Source organism: Brevundimonas sp., from assembly GCF_030682035.1.
Taxonomy (GTDB): Bacteria; Pseudomonadota; Alphaproteobacteria; order Caulobacterales; family Caulobacteraceae; genus Brevundimonas.
In genome coordinates, this window is the sequence record NZ_JAUXQZ010000025.1 from 340,194 (window position 1) to 355,067 (window position 14,874).

Annotated in this window: 14 protein-coding genes and 1 pseudogene; 8 read left to right on the forward strand and 7 right to left on the reverse strand. The window is 68.0% G+C overall.

From position 1 onward, the window contains the following. Positions 1–3: 3 nt before the first annotated feature. The gene (locus Q8K49_RS07000; RefSeq protein ID WP_305305022.1) at positions 4–849 is read left to right on the forward strand and encodes a class I SAM-dependent methyltransferase; all 846 of its coding nucleotides are present in this window, start codon (positions 4–6) and stop codon (positions 847–849) included. 38 nt (positions 850–887) lie between these two features. Further along, positions 888–2,051: a class V aminotransferase gene (locus Q8K49_RS07005; protein ID WP_305305023.1), complete on the forward strand. Its 1,164-nt coding sequence runs from the start codon at positions 888–890 to the stop codon at positions 2,049–2,051. 6 nt (positions 2,052–2,057) lie between these two features. Here the strand turns inward: Q8K49_RS07005 and Q8K49_RS07010 are convergent, their stop codons facing one another. The 4 genes from Q8K49_RS07010 to Q8K49_RS07025 all read right to left on the reverse strand — a co-directional run bounded on the left by Q8K49_RS07010 (position 2,058) and on the right by Q8K49_RS07025 (position 6,016). Beyond that, entirely contained in the window at positions 2,058–2,921 is an 864-nt protein-coding gene (locus Q8K49_RS07010) for a hypothetical protein (RefSeq protein WP_305305024.1), read from the reverse strand. A gap of 86 nt (positions 2,922–3,007) precedes the next feature. Continuing rightward, positions 3,008–4,510, reverse strand: a complete 1,503-nt coding sequence (locus Q8K49_RS07015) for a CoA-acylating methylmalonate-semialdehyde dehydrogenase (RefSeq protein WP_305305025.1) — start codon at positions 4,508–4,510, stop codon at positions 3,008–3,010. A gap of 79 nt (positions 4,511–4,589) precedes the next feature. Beyond that, positions 4,590–5,480: an alpha/beta fold hydrolase gene (locus tag Q8K49_RS07020; RefSeq protein ID WP_305305026.1), complete on the reverse strand. Its 891-nt coding sequence runs from the start codon at positions 5,478–5,480 to the stop codon at positions 4,590–4,592. Between the two features lie 53 nt (positions 5,481–5,533). Continuing rightward, complete coding sequence (locus tag Q8K49_RS07025) at positions 5,534–6,016, reverse strand: Fur family transcriptional regulator (RefSeq protein ID WP_305305027.1); 483 nt, start codon at positions 6,014–6,016, stop codon at positions 5,534–5,536. 103 nt (positions 6,017–6,119) lie between these two features. Between Q8K49_RS07025 and Q8K49_RS07030 the strand changes: the two genes are divergently transcribed. Together Q8K49_RS07030 and Q8K49_RS07035 are read left to right on the forward strand one after the other, a co-directional pair. Then, entirely contained in the window at positions 6,120–8,138 is a 2,019-nt protein-coding gene (locus tag Q8K49_RS07030) for a TonB-dependent receptor (RefSeq protein WP_305305028.1), read from the forward strand. A gap of 114 nt (positions 8,139–8,252) precedes the next feature. Next, complete coding sequence (locus tag Q8K49_RS07035) at positions 8,253–9,053, forward strand: SapC family protein (RefSeq protein ID WP_305305029.1); 801 nt, start codon at positions 8,253–8,255, stop codon at positions 9,051–9,053. 112 nt (positions 9,054–9,165) lie between these two features. Here the strand turns inward: Q8K49_RS07035 and Q8K49_RS07040 are convergent, their stop codons facing one another. Together Q8K49_RS07040 and Q8K49_RS07045 are read right to left on the reverse strand one after the other, a co-directional pair. After that, positions 9,166–9,573 (reverse strand): acyl dehydratase, encoded by a 408-nt coding sequence (locus tag Q8K49_RS07040; protein WP_305305030.1) that lies wholly within the window; start codon positions 9,571–9,573, stop codon positions 9,166–9,168. A gap of 13 nt (positions 9,574–9,586) precedes the next feature. After that, a complete protein-coding gene (locus tag Q8K49_RS07045; RefSeq protein WP_305305031.1) occupies positions 9,587–10,609 on the reverse strand; it encodes an NADP-dependent oxidoreductase in 1,023 nt (340 codons plus the stop codon). Between the two features lie 327 nt (positions 10,610–10,936). Between Q8K49_RS07045 and Q8K49_RS07050 the strand changes: the two genes are divergently transcribed. Then, positions 10,937–11,212 carry a hypothetical protein gene (locus tag Q8K49_RS07050; protein WP_305305032.1) on the forward strand — a complete coding sequence of 92 codons (276 nt, stop codon included), beginning with the start codon at positions 10,937–10,939 and terminating at the stop codon, positions 11,210–11,212. A gap of 62 nt (positions 11,213–11,274) precedes the next feature. On the opposite strand, the gene Q8K49_RS07055 is transcribed toward Q8K49_RS07050, so the two are convergent. Next, entirely contained in the window at positions 11,275–12,072 is a 798-nt protein-coding gene (locus Q8K49_RS07055) for a response regulator (protein ID WP_305305033.1), read from the reverse strand. 191 nt (positions 12,073–12,263) lie between these two features. Here Q8K49_RS07055 and Q8K49_RS07060 point away from each other — a divergent pair, with 191 nt between their 5' ends. The 3 genes and pseudogenes from Q8K49_RS07060 (at position 12,264) to Q8K49_RS07070 (ending at position 14,860) form a co-directional block, all read left to right on the forward strand. Then, positions 12,264–12,461, forward strand: coding sequence for a NepR family anti-sigma factor (locus Q8K49_RS07060; RefSeq protein ID WP_305305168.1), 198 nt, complete (start codon positions 12,264–12,266; stop codon positions 12,459–12,461). Further along, a pseudogene (locus Q8K49_RS07065) lies at positions 12,458–13,071 on the forward strand (sigma-70 family RNA polymerase sigma factor). Before Q8K49_RS07060 ends, Q8K49_RS07065 begins: the two are co-directional and overlap by 4 nt. A 97-nt stretch (positions 13,072–13,168) precedes the next feature. Further along, a complete protein-coding gene (locus tag Q8K49_RS07070) occupies positions 13,169–14,860 on the forward strand; it encodes a sensor histidine kinase (protein ID WP_305305034.1) in 1,692 nt (563 codons plus the stop codon). The last annotated feature ends 14 nt before the right edge of the window (positions 14,861–14,874 follow it).

Consider the following 14,874-nt stretch of genomic DNA (forward strand, 5'->3'; position numbering starts at 1 on the left):
ACCATGACAAGCAACGCCGCGTCGGGGACCCTTACAGGGGCCTACTGGAAGCACGCCGGGGGCGGCGCCTGGGCCGAGCATCAGGGCTTGCTCGACCGGCTTAACCAACCCGTCGGCGACATCGTCGCCGAGCGCGCCGATCCGGGCGCGGGAGCGCGGGTGCTGGATGTGGGATGCGGAGCGGGAGCGACCACCCTGGAAATGGCGCGACGCGTCGGCCCGGAAGGACAGGTCGTCGGCATCGACGTCTCAGAGGCGTTGCTGGAGCTCGGCCGGAAAAGGGCGCGGGCGGAGGGGGTGACAAACGTCAATTTCCTTGGTGCAGACGCCGGAACCCATGACTTCGGCGAACCGGGTTTCGACGCGGCGATCTCACGCTATGGCGTAATGTTCTTTGAAGATCCGGACGCCGCCTTCGCCAATCTGCGCCGGGCGGTCCGGCGGGGCGGCGGACTCACCTTCGCCTGCTGGCGCAGCGCCGCCGAAAACCCCCTGACCCTGGTCCCGCTGGAAGCGGCGGCGCCCTTCCTGCCCGAGCTCCCCCGCCCGCCCGCGGAAGGTCCGGGCCGGTTCGCCTTCGCTGACGCTGATCGGGTCCGGGGCATCCTCGACCGCAGCGGATGGCGACGGGTGGCGATCGAGCCGCTCGATGTCGCAACCCCGCTGTCCTTCGATGAACTCATGACCCTCAGCCTGCGGTTGGGCCCTCTAGGAACGATCCTGCCGGATCAGGGCGAGGAGGTTCGGGAACGTGTCAGAGATGCCGTCGCCACCCGCTTCAAGGGCTACGTCGAGGACGGAATGATCCCAATGACGGCGGCCTGCTGGCTGGTCACGGCGACCGCCTGACCGCTGGCGGCGTCCGTTCAGCCATGCGAAACCGTCGCATGACCTACAAGGCCCAGTTCTCCCGCGCCCTGTCGCTGGACCCCGAGCGACTGCATTTCGCGGCGCACAGCCATCACCTGTGGCCGGACGCCAGTTTCGACGGACAGGTGCGGGCGTGGGTCGAAGCCAACCAGTTCGCCGACCGGAAATGGGACCTGATCTTCGGCGAGGTCATTCCCGAGGCGCAGGCCCATATCGCCAGCGAGCTGAACCTGCCGGGCGCCGACACGGTGGTGTTCGCGCCCAACACCCACGACCTGCTGCTGCGGATCATCTCGGGCATCGAGAGCAAGCCGGTCCGCATCCTGTCGACCGACGGCGAATTCCACTCGTTCCGGCGCCAGGGCCGGCGCTGGGAAGAGGCGGGCGAGGCGGTGATCACGCGCGTGCCGCTGCATCCGTTCGAGACCTTTGACGACCGGTTCGTCGAAGCGGCGCGAGGGGGCGGTTTTGATCTGATCCTGGTCAGCCAGGTCTTCTTCCGCACCGGACAGGTGTTCGGCCGCATCGCCGAACTGGCAGCCCTGGCCGATCCGGCGGGGCCGTGGGTGGTCATCGACGGCTATCACGGCTTCATGGCCCAGCCGACCGACCTGTCGGCGGTGGCGGACCGGATCTTCTATCTGGCGGGCGGCTACAAATACGCCATGGCCGGCGAGGGCGTCTGTTTCCTTCACGCGCCGGACGGCTATTGCCCAAGACCCGTAGTCACGGGCTGGTTCGCCGAGTTCGGCCATCTGTCGGGGCCGCCGGGCGGGGTGCAATACCGCAGCGACGGCGGCCGTTTCTGGGGCGCGACGTTCGACGTCTCTCCGCTGTACCGGTTCAACGCTGTGCGGCGGATGCTGGACGAGGCGGGGCTGACCACGGCGGACGTCAGCGCTCACGCCCATGTGCTGATGGCGCGGTTCCAGACGGCGGTCATGGGCGGCGAGGCCGGGCGACTGGCGTCGGCCGAGCTGATCAATCCGCTGACCGGCGAGGCCCGGCGGGCGCGTTTCCTGGCCTTCCGGCACGACGACGCCCAAGCGTGGCGGTCGCGGCTGCTGGAGGCGGGCGTGGTGACCGATGTGCGCGACGACGTGATCCGCTTCGGCTTTGGCCTGTATCAGGACGCCGCCGACGTCGAACGGCTGATCGCCGCCTGCAAGCGGGCGCTCTGACCGTCCCTAGAAAAAGGTCGAGTCCTCCGCCTGTTTCGGCTCGGGCGCCTTGCGTGGAACGCGGGGCGCGGGGGCGGTTGGCGCGGGCGTCACGCCGGGGGCGGCGCCCGGAGTGGGCGCAACAGGCGGCAGGGTCGGATAGGGCAGGCTTTCGGGACTGCCGTCGCCCGGAAAGGCCTGCGGCGGCTGCGGATCGCCCGGCGCGACGACCGGCGGGTCCAGACGATCGGGCGCGTCCAGATCGTCACGGATGAAGACCCAGGAGCGGCTGTCGGAACAGGCGCAGGCCTTCATGAAGCCCTCGCGGTCGCGCCAGATGACCAGCGGATAGCGCGCCTGCAGACCCGCCTCCTTGAGATCGGCGGTCAGGCGGGCGACGAAATCACGCCCGGCCTCGACCACCGCGCCACGCGCCAGATTGCCGTCGGCGGCCGGGATGCCCGCGGCGGTCCAGTTGCGCACCGGCGTGGCGGTCCAGCGCTGGTACAGGGTCCAGTCGCGGGTCAGCCACAGCTCGGCGATGGTGGCGCGCTCGGCGGCGGTGGATTGCGCCAGACCCTCGCGGTCCGGACGGGCGAACAGGATGGTGCGGGCCTCGATGCCCGCGGCGCGCAGCTTGGGAATCTCCTCGCGCTCGTACCGGGCCATGGCCGCGGAGTCGCGATAGCCGATGATGTAGAGCGGCTCGCCGCCGCCGCCCGCCGAGACCCAGGACGCCTCGTCCAGCAGGCGCTGGATTTCGGCCTGGTTGCGGGTCACCGTGACCGGCTGGAACCGGGAATAATAGTTCCAGTAGGCCCAATAGCCGACACCCGCGAGGATCAGGCCGATGACGGCCGCCAGGGCCGACCAGATGAAAAAGCGACGCATGCGGGGGGACGCTCCAGCTTCACGGTTCGCAGAGTCTAACGCCTAGCACCGAATTGGGTTGTCGCGCACGCCTGTGAGGCGAACCGTCACCCCATCGTCGGGATGACGAAGCTGGAATCCGCGTGCTCCAGATCGCTGTCCGGCCAGCGCGCCGTGACGGTCTTGACCTTGGTCCAGAATTTCACGCCCTCCATGCCGTGCTGGTTGGTGTCGCCGAAGGCCGAGCGCTTCCAGCCGCCGAAGGTGTGATAGGCGACCGGCACCGGGATGGGGACGTTGATCCCGACCATGCCGACATTGACGCGGGCGGCGAAGTCGCGGGCCGCGCGGCCGTTCTGGGTGAAGATGGCGACGCCGTTGCCGTACTGGTGCTTGCTGGGCAGGCTCAGCGCCTCTTCGAAGCTGGCGGCGCGGACGATCTGCAGCACGGGGCCGAAGATTTCCTCCTTGTAGGACTCCATCTCCGGGGTGACGTGGTCGAACAGCGATGGGCCGATGAAATAGCCGCGCTCGTGTCCCTGCAGCGAGAAGCCGCGGCCGTCGACGACCAGTTCGGCGCCGTCCTTGACCCCCTGTTCGATCCAGCCCTCGACACGGACCTTGTGCTGGGCCGTGACGACGGGGCCGTAGTGGGCGCCGGCGTCGGTGGAAACGCCGACCCGCATGGTCGGAATCTCGGCGATCATCCGTTCACGGAGTTCGTCGGCGGTTTTCTTGCCGACCGGCACCACGACGGGCAGGGCCATGCAGCGTTCGCCGGCCGAGCCATAGGCGGCGCCGGACAGGTCCTTGATCACCTGGTCCATGTCGGCGTCGGGCAGGACGATGCCGTGGTTCTTGGCCCCGCCCATGGCCTGGACCCGCTTATGGTTGGCCGCGCCGGTCTGGTAGACATAGTGGGCGATGTCGGACGAGCCGACGAAGCTGACGGCATGGATCAGCGGATGGGTCAGGATGGCGTCGACCGCCGCCTTGTCGCCATGCACGACGTTGAGCACGCCCGCCGGAGCCCCGGCTTCCATCATCAGCTCGGCCAGACGGACCGGCACGGACGGATCGCGCTCGCTGGGCTTGAGGATGAAGGTGTTGCCCACCGCGATGGCGACGCCGAACATCCACATCGGGATCATGGCCGGGAAGTTGAACGGGGTGATGCCCGCCACCACGCCCAGCGGCTGGCGCATCGAATAGACGTCGATGCCAGGACCCGCGCCCCAGGTGTATTCGCCCTTCAGCGCATGCGGGATGCCGCAGGCGAACTCGATGACCTCGAGACCGCGCTGGATGTCGCCTTTCGAGTCGGCGATGACCTTGCCGTGCTCGGCGGAGAGCAGTTCCGCCAGCTCGTTCATATTGGCCTCAACGAGGCGTTTGAACTCGAACATCACCCGCGCCCGACGCTGGGGATTGGTCGAGGACCAGCCGTCGAAGGCGTTCCGGGCGGCCTGGACCGCGCGGTCCATCTCCGCGACCGAGGCCAGCTGGACGCGGGCCTGAACCTCGCCGGTGTTGGGGTTGAACACGTCCGAGAACCGGCCCGAGCCGCCCGTGAAGGACGCGCCGTCGATGAAATGGTTGATCTCACGCATGAAAGCGGTCCTCGGAATAGAAGCGGCTTGTTCGGGTTGGCAGCGGTTTAGCCCCTGACCCGCGCCGGCGCCAGCGCCTCTAGACCGCGGCGTCGAACAGGGCGTCGCGGGCGATGTCGGACTGGAGCATGGGGAAGAAATGCGTGCCGCCCTGCACAGTCCCGACCGTGACATGCGGCAGGCCGCGCCGGTTCTCTGACAGATGGCAGGGCGAGGCCCCATCGGCCTTGAGAATCGTCACCGGACAGTCGAGGCGTTTCAGGGCGCGCCATGGGTCGTGGCTCTGGGCGGCGTAGTTGGAGGCCTCCCAGGCCGGGTCGCAGGCCAGGGTGAAGCCTTCCGGCGTCTCGGTCAGTCCGTCGGCGATATAGTCAGCCAGCATCATCTCGGGCCAGCCGCGAAAGGCGCCTCGGCCCTGATAGGCCGCCATGGCCTGTTCCCGGCTGTCGAAGACCCTGCGGCGGCGCAAGGCGTTCCGGACCAGAGGGATACGCGAGGCGATCCGGTCGAGCAGCGGCAGCTTGAAGGCCGCAACGGCCCAGCGGCTCCAGATCACCGGATCGAACAGGACCAGACCGCCGACGCGGTCGGGGCGTTCCGCCGCTGCCAAAAGCGCCGAGGTTCCGCCCATCGAATGGCCGGCGAGGACAATCGGCGGACCCTCCAGCGCGTCCAGCAGGGCGACGAGGTCGTCACGGTGATCGTGCCAGTCCCGACGGCCGCCGCCCTCGGCCGGCAGGGTCGTGCCCCCGTGGCCGCGCAAGTCCGGCGCCCAGATGCGTAGACTGCCCGACAAGGGCGCCAGCAGGGTCCGGTAGGTCAGGGCGTTGAAGCCGTTGGCGTGGACGAAGACCAGATCGACCGGCCGCCTGGCGTCGCCGAAGTCGAGGACGCACATCTGGCCCTCGCCCCAGCGGTTCGAGACCGGCAGGCTCAGGCGACGGGGCGGAGAGAGCCGGATCGCATCCATGCGGGGCAGATAGGGGATCGGGGAGGCCCGCGCCAGTTCACCCGAGGGAACTGTCAGCCCCCTATGCAGGCCGGACAGCGGCCGTGGGCCTCGATGGTGGTGCGGGCGATGACATAGCCGGCGGCCTGGGCGGCGCGGCCCAGATCGCCAGCCACCGGCGCCGAAACCTCGGTCGTCGCACCGCAACAGTCGCAGATCAGGAAGGCGGCGGCGTGGTCTATCGAACCGGAGGTGCAGGCGACATAGGCGCTGATCGAGGCGATGCGGTGGGCCAGACCCTTGCGCTCGAGGAACTCCAGGGCCCGATAGACGGTCGGCGGCTTGGCCGGCTGGCCGTCCTCACCGAAGCGGGCGATCAGGTCATAGGCCTTCACCGGCTCGCCAGCGGCCAGCAGCAGTTCCAGCACGCGCAGGCGCGGCGGCGTCATCCGCTCGCCCTCGGCGGTCAGGCGGCGATCCGCGGCCTGTATGGCCCGCGCGACATCGGCGGCCCCCGGGGGACCGTCGGCATGATGGTGGCCGCAGGTTTCGCTCATGTCCCTGAGCTAGGCCCTCGGGGGCGGTCTCGCAACTCGGGCGCTTGACGAACCGTGATGTTATCTCATAACACCATATCATCGCTATTGTCTGGATGTTCCCATGAGTCTCGCCGTTGTATCCCGCGCCGCCCTTCTGACCGCCGTGGGCTGGGCCGGCCTCGCGGGCGCCGCAGCGGCCCAGAGCGCGCCGCGCTCGACCGAACTGGACGAGGTCATCGTCACCGGCGCCCCCTTCGGCATCAGCGCCCGGGCCACGACCATCGCCACCACGGTGATCGACGAAGAGACCCTGGCCGCCGCCCCGGCGGCGTCGCTGGGCGATCTGGTCGCCGGCCTGCCGGGCATGCGCTCGACCGATTTCGCGCCCGGCGCCAGCCGGCCGGTGATCCGCGGGCTGAGCGGGCCGCGGGTGCAGGTGCTGACCAACGGCATCGGCCTGATCGACGCCAGTTCTGTCTCGCCAGACCATCAGGTGGCCACCGACCCGGCCGAGGCCAGCCGGATCGAGATCGTGCGCGGCCCGGCCACCCTGGCCTATGGCGGCACCGCCATCGGCGGCGTGGTCAATGTGCTGGACAACCGCATTCCGACCGAAATGCCCGACGGCGTCGACGGCATGGTTTCGACCCAGGCGTCCAGCGTGGACGACGGCCGGTCGGTCGCGGGCCGGACCACCTTCGCCCTGGGACCGATCGCGGTCAGCCTGGACGGCGTCAGCAAGCGTGCGGACGACTACGACATTCCCGCCCCCGCCATTTCGCAACGGCTGGCCGACGCCGACGGCATCGCTCGCGGGCCGGGCGGGACGCAGCGCAACAGCTTCTCGGAACTGGACAGCTGGGGCGTGGGCGCCTCGTGGATCGGTTCGCGCGGCTTCCTCGGCGCGTCCAGGAAGGACCTGTCCAGCACCTACGGCACCGTGGCCGAGCCCGACGTCTTCATCCAGCTGGAACAGACCCGCGAGGATGTGCGCGGCGAGCTGCGCTTCGACGGCGGCCCGTTCCAGAAGCTGACCGGCTCGTGGGGGCACGCCGACTACACCCACACCGAGTTCGAGGGACCGGGCAATCCCGGCACCGTGTTCCGGTCCGACGGCCAGGAGGCGCGGGCGGATCTGGTGCAGCGGACCCGCGACGGGTGGAACGGCGCCGTCGGCGTGCAGACCCTGTCGCGGACCTTCGAAGCCATCGGGGCCGAGGCCTTCGTGCCTGCCAGCGAGGTCGAGGAAGCCGGCATCTACACCGTCCAGCGGCTGGACCGCGCGGGCTGGGGGCTGGAAGGCGGCCTGCGCTATGATCGGCGCTCGGTGATCGCGACGCCGTTGTCGGGCGGATCGGAAATCGAGCGCGACTTCAGCAATTGGTCGGGCTCGGCGGCGGCCTTCATCAAGCCCTCGCCCAGCCTGTTCCTCGGCCTGAGCCTGGCCCACAACGAGCGTGCGCCGTCCGAGGTCGAACTGTTCGCCGACGGCCTGCACATCGCCACCGGCGTCTATGAGACCGGCGATGTGACGCTGGACAACGAGACCGTCACCACGATCGAGGGCACGGTCCACTATGACGTCGGCCGATTCCGCGGCGACCTGCACCTCTACGCCTCGAAATACGACGGCTTCATCGATGAGCGCGACACGGGTGCGGTGTTCGTCGACGGCGGCGAAAGCTTCCCCATCTTCCAGTTCGTCCAGACAGGCGCAGACTTTCGCGGCTTCGAGGCCGAGGGCGAGTATGGCCTGTGGTCCAGCGGCGATCGCGGCCTGACGCTGGAGGGGGCGGTCGACTTCGTGCGTGCGGAAACCGACCTGGGTCCGGCGGCCCGCATTCCGCCCTACAGTCTGACAAGCCGGCTGGTCTGGACCTCCACGCCGTTCGACGCCTCGCTGGAGGTCCGTCATGTCGGTGAACAAGAGCGGCTGGCGGACCACGAACTGGGCACGGACGCCTACACTATGGTCAACCTGTCAGGCGCCTGGCGGCCCTTTGCGAACAAGGCCGTGACCCTGTTCGCCGAGGGTCACAACCTGACCGACGCCGAGGCGCGCGAGCACGTCAGCTTCCTCAAGGATGTCGCGCCCCTGCCGGGCCGGAATTTCCGGGCCGGGATCAGCTACCGGTTCTAGACGGAGGGCGGCGCCGGGCGAGCCGGGACGCCTGAAGGGCGAGCCGGTTTGCCGCCCTGACGTGTCTGCGCTAGACACGCGCCTTCCTTCATCAGCAGAGCCCGTTTCGCGTTCATGACCGACACCACCGCCACCGCCAACGCCGCCCTGTCCGGCAACGTCCTGTTCTACGGCAAGCCCGAGCCCCTATCGGTCGAGGCCCACGGCGCCATGGGCGTAGATCCCGTTGAAAAGCCTTATGGTTTTGTGGCCCAAACCAATCTGGTGCCGCTGACGGTGACCGAGTTCGCCCCGGCCGCCCTGTCGTATCCGGTGATCTTTGTCGGCGACGCCCGGATGCCGGTCGCCGTCATGGCCCTGCGCGGCGGCGAGAACCTGTTCGTCAGCGCCACCGGCGAGTTCCGCCCCGAGGCCTATATCCCGGCCTATGTGCGCCGCTATCCGTTCGTCTTCGCCAATGACGAAGTCCAGAAGCGCCTGATCCTCTGCGTTGATCGCGATGCGCCCTTCATCAAGGACGGCGGAGCGACCCCGCTGTTCATCGACGGCAAGCCTTCGCCCTACGTCGAACAGGCGATGGAATTCTGCAACAATTTCGAACTGGAGCGTCAACGCACCGACGCCTTCGTCAAACTGCTGACCGATCTGGACCTGTTCGATACGCGCGAGGCGGTGTTCACGCCGCGCAATCCGGACGGCGCCCCGGCCGCCCCGCAGAAGATCGCCGAATATTTCGCCGTCTCGGAAGACAAGCTGAAGGCCCTGCCGGCCGAGAAGCTGGCCGAACTGCGCGACAACGGCGCCCTGGGCCAGATCTACGCCCATCTGGTGTCGCTGCTGGGCTGGGACCGCCTGATCGCCATGACCTTCCAGCGCAACGCCGCCGCGGCGGAGCCGGCGGCCGGCAACGCCTGAGTGAGTGGCGAGTGACGGGAGGCGAGTGACGGGTGGCGAGTGATCACGCACTGGCCGCCCGTGCCGGCTAACACGCCTGCCGCTCTCGCCACTCGCCACTAACCACTCGCCGCTACCTTCGGGCCAGCAGCGACCGTGTCAAACACGAGAAGACCAGCCTGCCGGCCTCGTCGAGCAGGTCATGCTGGGCGATGACGATGCCCTTTTCGTCACCCACCGGGTCCTTGCCCATGACGGTCATCCGGCCGCGCATCAGCTCACCGGCAGGCGGATTGCGCATATAGCGCAGGCCGTCGACCGCCAGCACCTTGGACTGGGCCCAGCCCGAGGCCTTGTCGGCGAACAGCCGGCTCCACAAAGCATAGACCATGGCGTCCGGCGCGCCGTAGGCCGCGTCCCAGCCGGGCAGGAAGCGTTCGACGAACAGGTCGAGCGAGGCCGCGTCGACCATACAGGCGCCGAGGGTCACAACCTCGCCCACGCCCAGATCCTCGAAATGGACGTGCAGCGGTTCGGTCATCCGTTCGGTCCCATCAGCCCGCGGGCTCTTCCGACACCCGGACCAGCAGCTTGCCGTCGTGGTCGCCGGTGAACAAGCGGTTCAGCGAATCCAGCGCGCCTTCGAGCCCGTCATCGACGTGGACCTTCCATTTGACCTCGCCGCTCTGCAGCCACGGACCCATTTCAGCGACCATTTCACGGGCCCGGTGGGCGTAATCGAGCACCAGGAACCCCTGGACGTTGAGTCGGTGGGTGATGATCCGGCTGAAGTTCGGCGACGGCGGCGCCTTCGTTGCGTTGTAGGCCGAGATCAGACCGCAGACCGCCATGCGGCCGTGGGTCTTCAAACGGTTGAAGACGGCGATCATGATATCGCCTCCGACGTTCTCGAAATTGAGATCGATCCCGTCGGGCGCCAGTCGGTCCAGCGCCTCGCCCACATCCTCGTTCTTGTAGTCGACAGCAGCGTCGAAGCCGAGTTCCTCGGTCAGCCAGCGGCATTTGTCAGCGCCGCCCGCGATGCCGATGACGCGGCAGCCGCGCGCCCTGGCCACCTGGCCCGCGATCGATCCCACGGCGCCGGCGGCGGCGGAGATCACCAGGGTCTCCCCGGCCTTGGCCTTGAGCACGTCGGTGACGCCGAAATAGGCCGTCAACCCGGTCATGCCGAGCACGCTGAGATTGGCTGTCAGCGGCATGCCGGGCGCACGGTGGACCTGTCGCAGCTCCATCTCATTGACCACTGCGTAGTCCGACCAGCCGCCGGACATGGGTGTGACGACATCCCCGGCCCGGAACCGGCTGGAGCGGCTTTCCTCGACAACACCCAAAGTCAGGCCACGCATGACGCCGCCGATGGGCACCGGCGGCAGATAACCCTCGGCGTCGTTCATCCAGGTGCGGTTGGTGGGGTCCAGCGACAGATAGACGGTGCGGACCAGCACCTGGGATTCGTTCAGCGCGGGAACCGGCGCCTCGACCAGCTCCAGGTCGCCCGGCCGGATCAAACCCCTGGGCCGCTGGCGCAGCACCCACTGACGATTCACGCGAGCCATGGCCATCTCCGGGTCTTTGTCGGGTTTTCTTTGTGAACCCGCATAGTCTGCAAGGCGCGGCCCGCTGTCCAGCCGGAGCAAAGAAAAAGGCGGACCGGGAGGTCCGCCTCGAAGTGGCATCATCGAGAATGAGGCGCGGAGGCGACAGGCTGACTTGCGCCAGCCTCAAGTCGGGGGGGCGTCGCCGCCTCCGCACGAGGATAACGGCAGATCGCCCATCCGGTTCCGGACTTTTTGAATCTTTTTTCGCGCCTCGGGCGACCCCGGAACAGCGGCGCTTCGGCCCGCGTTCAGGGGAGGTAGAAACATCGCCGACGGAGCCGCGCCATGACCCATCAATCGCCGCACGACAAGGCCGCCGACGCGGTGCACGAAGGCCGCCCTGTCGAGGCGCAGTATGTTCGCGGAGGCGGCGACGGCCGCCGGATCCTCATCCTGCTGCTGGTGTCTCTGTCGGCCGTCGCTGTGCTGTTGTTGGGTATGTGGTTCGTCAGTCAGGGCGGTTTCGCCGAGACCAACGCCAACACAGGCGCCCAGGCCGTCGATGTAAAGGCCTTCGACGACACGGGACCCGCGCCGGCGCCGACCCCGGCGCCGCAATAGGCCGGAGACGCAAAAAGCCCCGGTCATGCGACCGGGGCTTTTCCTTTGTCCGGGGCGTGGCTTTACGCCGCCGCTTTCTGACGCGACGGGTGGAAGAACAACGCCTGGCTGATCGCCGCCTTCACCGTCTCCGGCTGGAAGGGCTTGGTGATCAGGAAGGTCGGCTCGGGCCGTTCGCCGGTCAGCAACCGCTCGGGGAAGGCGGTGATGAAGATCACCGGCACGTCGATCCGCTTGAGGATGTCCTTGACCGCGTCGATCCCCGACGAGCCGTCGGCCAGCTGGATATCGGCCAGAACCAGACCGGGGCGATGCCGGGCTACGGCATCGACGGCCTCGTCATGGGTGGTGGCGGTGCCCGTGACGCGGTGGCCCAGTTCCTTGACCAGGCTTTCGATATCGGCCGAGATGATGGCCTCGTCCTCAATGATCAGAACATCGGTGGCCAGTTCGGCGTCGATGTCGGTCTGGGCTTCCGAGATCAGGCGTTCCACGTCATGGGCGTCGGCGTCGAGGATCTGGGCGGCTTCCGAGGGGGTGAATCCCTCGAGCGCCGTCAACAGGAAGGCCTGGCGTGAGCGCGGGGCGATCCGCATCAGTCGCCGCGAGGCGTCGTCATCGCGCCCCTCCAGGCCGCTCTTGTCTTCAAGTTGCGCTCCGGTGGTTGTCCAGATGGCGTGGAACACATGGTAGAGCGCCACCCGCGGCGTCATTTCCGTCGGCAGTTGCCGTTCCCCGGCGGCGAGGGCTTCAAGCGCGACGCGAACATAGTTGTCGCCCGTCGTCTGATCGCCGGTAAGCGCCCGAGCGTAACGGCGAACGTATGGCAAATGCGGCGCAAGGCGGGCCAGCAGGCTCATTCAATAAATCCCCGACAGAAGGCTGCTCCGATCATGGATCAGCTGCAGGCCCGTCAACGTATCAAATCCGCCACGGTTCCGCCCAAGTCCACAAGCTTGAGCATTTATCGTCCATCCCCTAGGAACCCCCCCTGCGGGGCGGCGTTTCGGCACTCGCAACAACTATCGTCAGGGTGGCGGCCGTTTTTTCAATGACAGATAATTCCGATCCCCCCGGCAAGCCTCCCAAGGGCGGCGCAAGCCTGGAGGAAGCCCGCCTTCGCCAACAGGCGATCGGCGTCAAACTTCGTCATATGTTTGATGAGGTCGTGAACGAGCCGGTCCCCGACGAGTTCCTCGACATCCTGCGCCGGGCCGACGATCGCTCTTCGGGTGGGAGCGGCGCATGAGCGGCGCCTCTCGTCCGCCTCCCAAACCGCCCTCAGCCGATGACGACGCCTTCAAGCAGGAGCTGGTCATGCTGATCCCGCATCTGCGGGCGTTCGCGCGCACCCTCACAGGGGACCCCACCGCGGCTGACGATCTGGCCCAGGACGCCATGATGAAGGCGTGGGACGCACGCGCCAGCTATCAGATGGGCACCAATATGAAGGCCTGGACCTTCATGATCCTGCGCAACCAATTCTATTCCGAAAAGCGCCGCTCGTGGCGCCAGACGCAACTGGACCAGGAGGCCGCCGAGCGCACCCTCGTGGCGGTGGACGACCCGGAATCGCCGGTGGCGCTGGACGAACTGCGGTTGGCCCTGGCCACCCTGCCGGAAGAACAGCGCGAGGCGCTGATCCTGGTGGGCGCCGGCGGCTTCGCCTACGAAGAGGCCGCCGAGATCTGCCAATGCGCGGTGGGTACCGTGAAGAGCCGGGTGTCACGGGCCCGCAAGGCCCTGCAGGCCACACTGGAAAAGGGCGGCTACGCGCCCGCGACGGCCGCGCCGCCGGCGACGCCATGCGCTCCATCCTGGCGGCCGCAGACCGTCTGAGCAGCGTCAGGCAGGGCTGACGCTTTGGCCCCGCTCGGCCGAGCGTTCGCCAAGGGAGTAGGACGGGGTCTCGCACCTGCAAAATTCCAGGGTATCCGCTTCCGGCTGGGTTCGGCCATGGCTATCGCCCTGCTGCCGTTGCTGATTCTCGGCGGCTTCCAGGCCCAGTCGGCGTTCAGGAACCAGGACGCCGAGCGCCGCTCAGACTTGCAACTGGCTGCCGAACGCACGGCGGCCGGCGCCAAGGCCAGGCTGGACAGCACAGGCATACTGCTTATGGCGCTGCGTCCCGAGGCGCTTGAGGTGTTCTGCGAACCGCGGCTCAGCGATCTTGTCGATCGGCTGGAAGATCTGGAAGGGCTGGTGCGACTGACCCCGACCGGCGCCACGGCCTGCGCTTCCGACAGCCTCGGCGCATCGCCCCCGGCCTGGCTGACCGCGGTCGGGTCCAGTCCCTGGTTTGAGAGGCTGCGCGCCGGCGAGGGCACGGTTCTGGCGCGAGCGCCGGCCGTGGCCGGTCAACCGCCGGGCCTGATCGTCGCCATCCGGCTGGAACGACCGCTCGGCCGGTTCGACGGCGTCATGGCCGCTGTGGTTCCACTGTCCCGTCTGCAGCCCGATGTGGACGATCCCGCCCTTCCCGAAGGGTCGCAGGCGGCGCTGACCGACGCGGACGGACGGCTGCTGACGGCCAGCGACATCGGCGCCTTCACCCTGACGGGCGACGAGCCGCTGACCGGGTGGATCCAGCGGGCGAGATCTGACGCCTCGGCCATCTTCGAGGCGAATGATGCGGACGGCCAGCACCGGGTCTATGCCGGGGCGGCGCTGGCCGGGCGTGACGTCTATGCCCTGCTTTCAGCCCCGGCGCCGGGGCTGCTATCCTGGGCCCGACTGAACCCGGTCGGGGCCCTGGTCACGCCGCTGCTGGCCTGGTTTCTGGCCTTCTCCATGGTCATGCTGGTCAGCGAGCGGATCGTCATCCGCTGGCTGAACTATCTGGAGCGGGTGGCGTCCATCTATGCGAAGGGGCGCTTCTCGGTGCGTCCGGTTCAGGCCATGAACGCCCCGGCGGAGATCCGCGTTCTGGCGAGAACGCTGGACGAACTGGCCGAGTCCATCGTCACTCGCGACGCCGCCCTGACCGCCTCCCTCGCGGAAAAGGACGCGCTGATGCGCGAGATCCACCACCGGGTGAAGAACAATCTGCAGATCATTTCGTCGCTGCTGTCGATGCAGCAGCGAGCCCTGACCGATCCGGCGTCCAAGGCGGCGGTCGGCGACACGCGCCAGCGCATCTCTGCGCTCGCCCTGATCTATCGCACCCTCTACCAGAGCGACGACCTGCGCTATGCCGACGCCCGCGTCTTCCTCACCGAACTGGTCGGACAATTGGTCGCCAGTGAAACCGGACGCGGTCACTTGGTCACCTCCTCGGTCGAGGCGGACTCGCTGGTGGTCGATCCTGACAAGCTGGCGCCGTTGGCTCTGTGGCTGGTCGAGGCCGTGACCAACGCCCAGAAACACGCTTTCGTTGGGCGTGGCGGCGACCTGAAGGTCCGGTTCATCGTGCACGGCGACACCAGTGTGCTGGAGGTTCAGGACGACGGGCCGGGCGTCAGCGAGACCTTCCGCGCCGGCGTGGGCCGTACCCTCATGGGGGCGTTCGCCAAACAACTGCGGGGCTCGGTCGAAATGGTCCCGGCCCAAGGCGGAGGTATGGTCGCCCGCATGACATTCGCCACGCCGGAGGCCGTCGTACCGACTGATCCAACCGATCTGGGAACTCCGGCCGGGTCGTCACGTTGATAAGGCAGACGCCA

Excerpts from the sequence above, each read along its gene's own strand:
- Q8K49_RS07000 (WP_305305022.1), top strand. The coding sequence starts at position 4 with ATGACAAGCAACGCCGCGTCGGGGACCCTTACAGGGGCCTACTGGAAG.
- Q8K49_RS07005 (WP_305305023.1), top strand. The coding sequence starts at position 888 with ATGACCTACAAGGCCCAGTTCTCCCGCGCCCTGTCGCTGGACCCCGAG.
- Q8K49_RS07010 (WP_305305024.1), bottom strand. The coding sequence starts at position 2,921 with ATGCGTCGCTTTTTCATCTGGTCGGCCCTGGCGGCCGTCATCGGCCTG.
- Q8K49_RS07015 (WP_305305025.1), bottom strand. The coding sequence starts at position 4,510 with ATGCGTGAGATCAACCATTTCATCGACGGCGCGTCCTTCACGGGCGGC.
- Q8K49_RS07020 (WP_305305026.1), bottom strand. The coding sequence starts at position 5,480 with ATGGATGCGATCCGGCTCTCTCCGCCCCGTCGCCTGAGCCTGCCGGTC.
- Q8K49_RS07025 (WP_305305027.1), bottom strand. The coding sequence starts at position 6,016 with ATGAGCGAAACCTGCGGCCACCATCATGCCGACGGTCCCCCGGGGGCC.
- Q8K49_RS07030 (WP_305305028.1), top strand. The coding sequence starts at position 6,120 with ATGAGTCTCGCCGTTGTATCCCGCGCCGCCCTTCTGACCGCCGTGGGC.
- Q8K49_RS07035 (WP_305305029.1), top strand. The coding sequence starts at position 8,253 with ATGACCGACACCACCGCCACCGCCAACGCCGCCCTGTCCGGCAACGTC.
- Q8K49_RS07040 (WP_305305030.1), bottom strand. The coding sequence starts at position 9,573 with ATGACCGAACCGCTGCACGTCCATTTCGAGGATCTGGGCGTGGGCGAG.
- Q8K49_RS07045 (WP_305305031.1), bottom strand. The coding sequence starts at position 10,609 with ATGGCTCGCGTGAATCGTCAGTGGGTGCTGCGCCAGCGGCCCAGGGGT.
- Q8K49_RS07050 (WP_305305032.1), top strand. The coding sequence starts at position 10,937 with ATGACCCATCAATCGCCGCACGACAAGGCCGCCGACGCGGTGCACGAA.
- Q8K49_RS07055 (WP_305305033.1), bottom strand. The coding sequence starts at position 12,072 with ATGAGCCTGCTGGCCCGCCTTGCGCCGCATTTGCCATACGTTCGCCGT.
- Q8K49_RS07060 (WP_305305168.1), top strand. The coding sequence starts at position 12,264 with ATGACAGATAATTCCGATCCCCCCGGCAAGCCTCCCAAGGGCGGCGCA.
- Q8K49_RS07070 (WP_305305034.1), top strand. The coding sequence starts at position 13,169 with ATGGCTATCGCCCTGCTGCCGTTGCTGATTCTCGGCGGCTTCCAGGCC.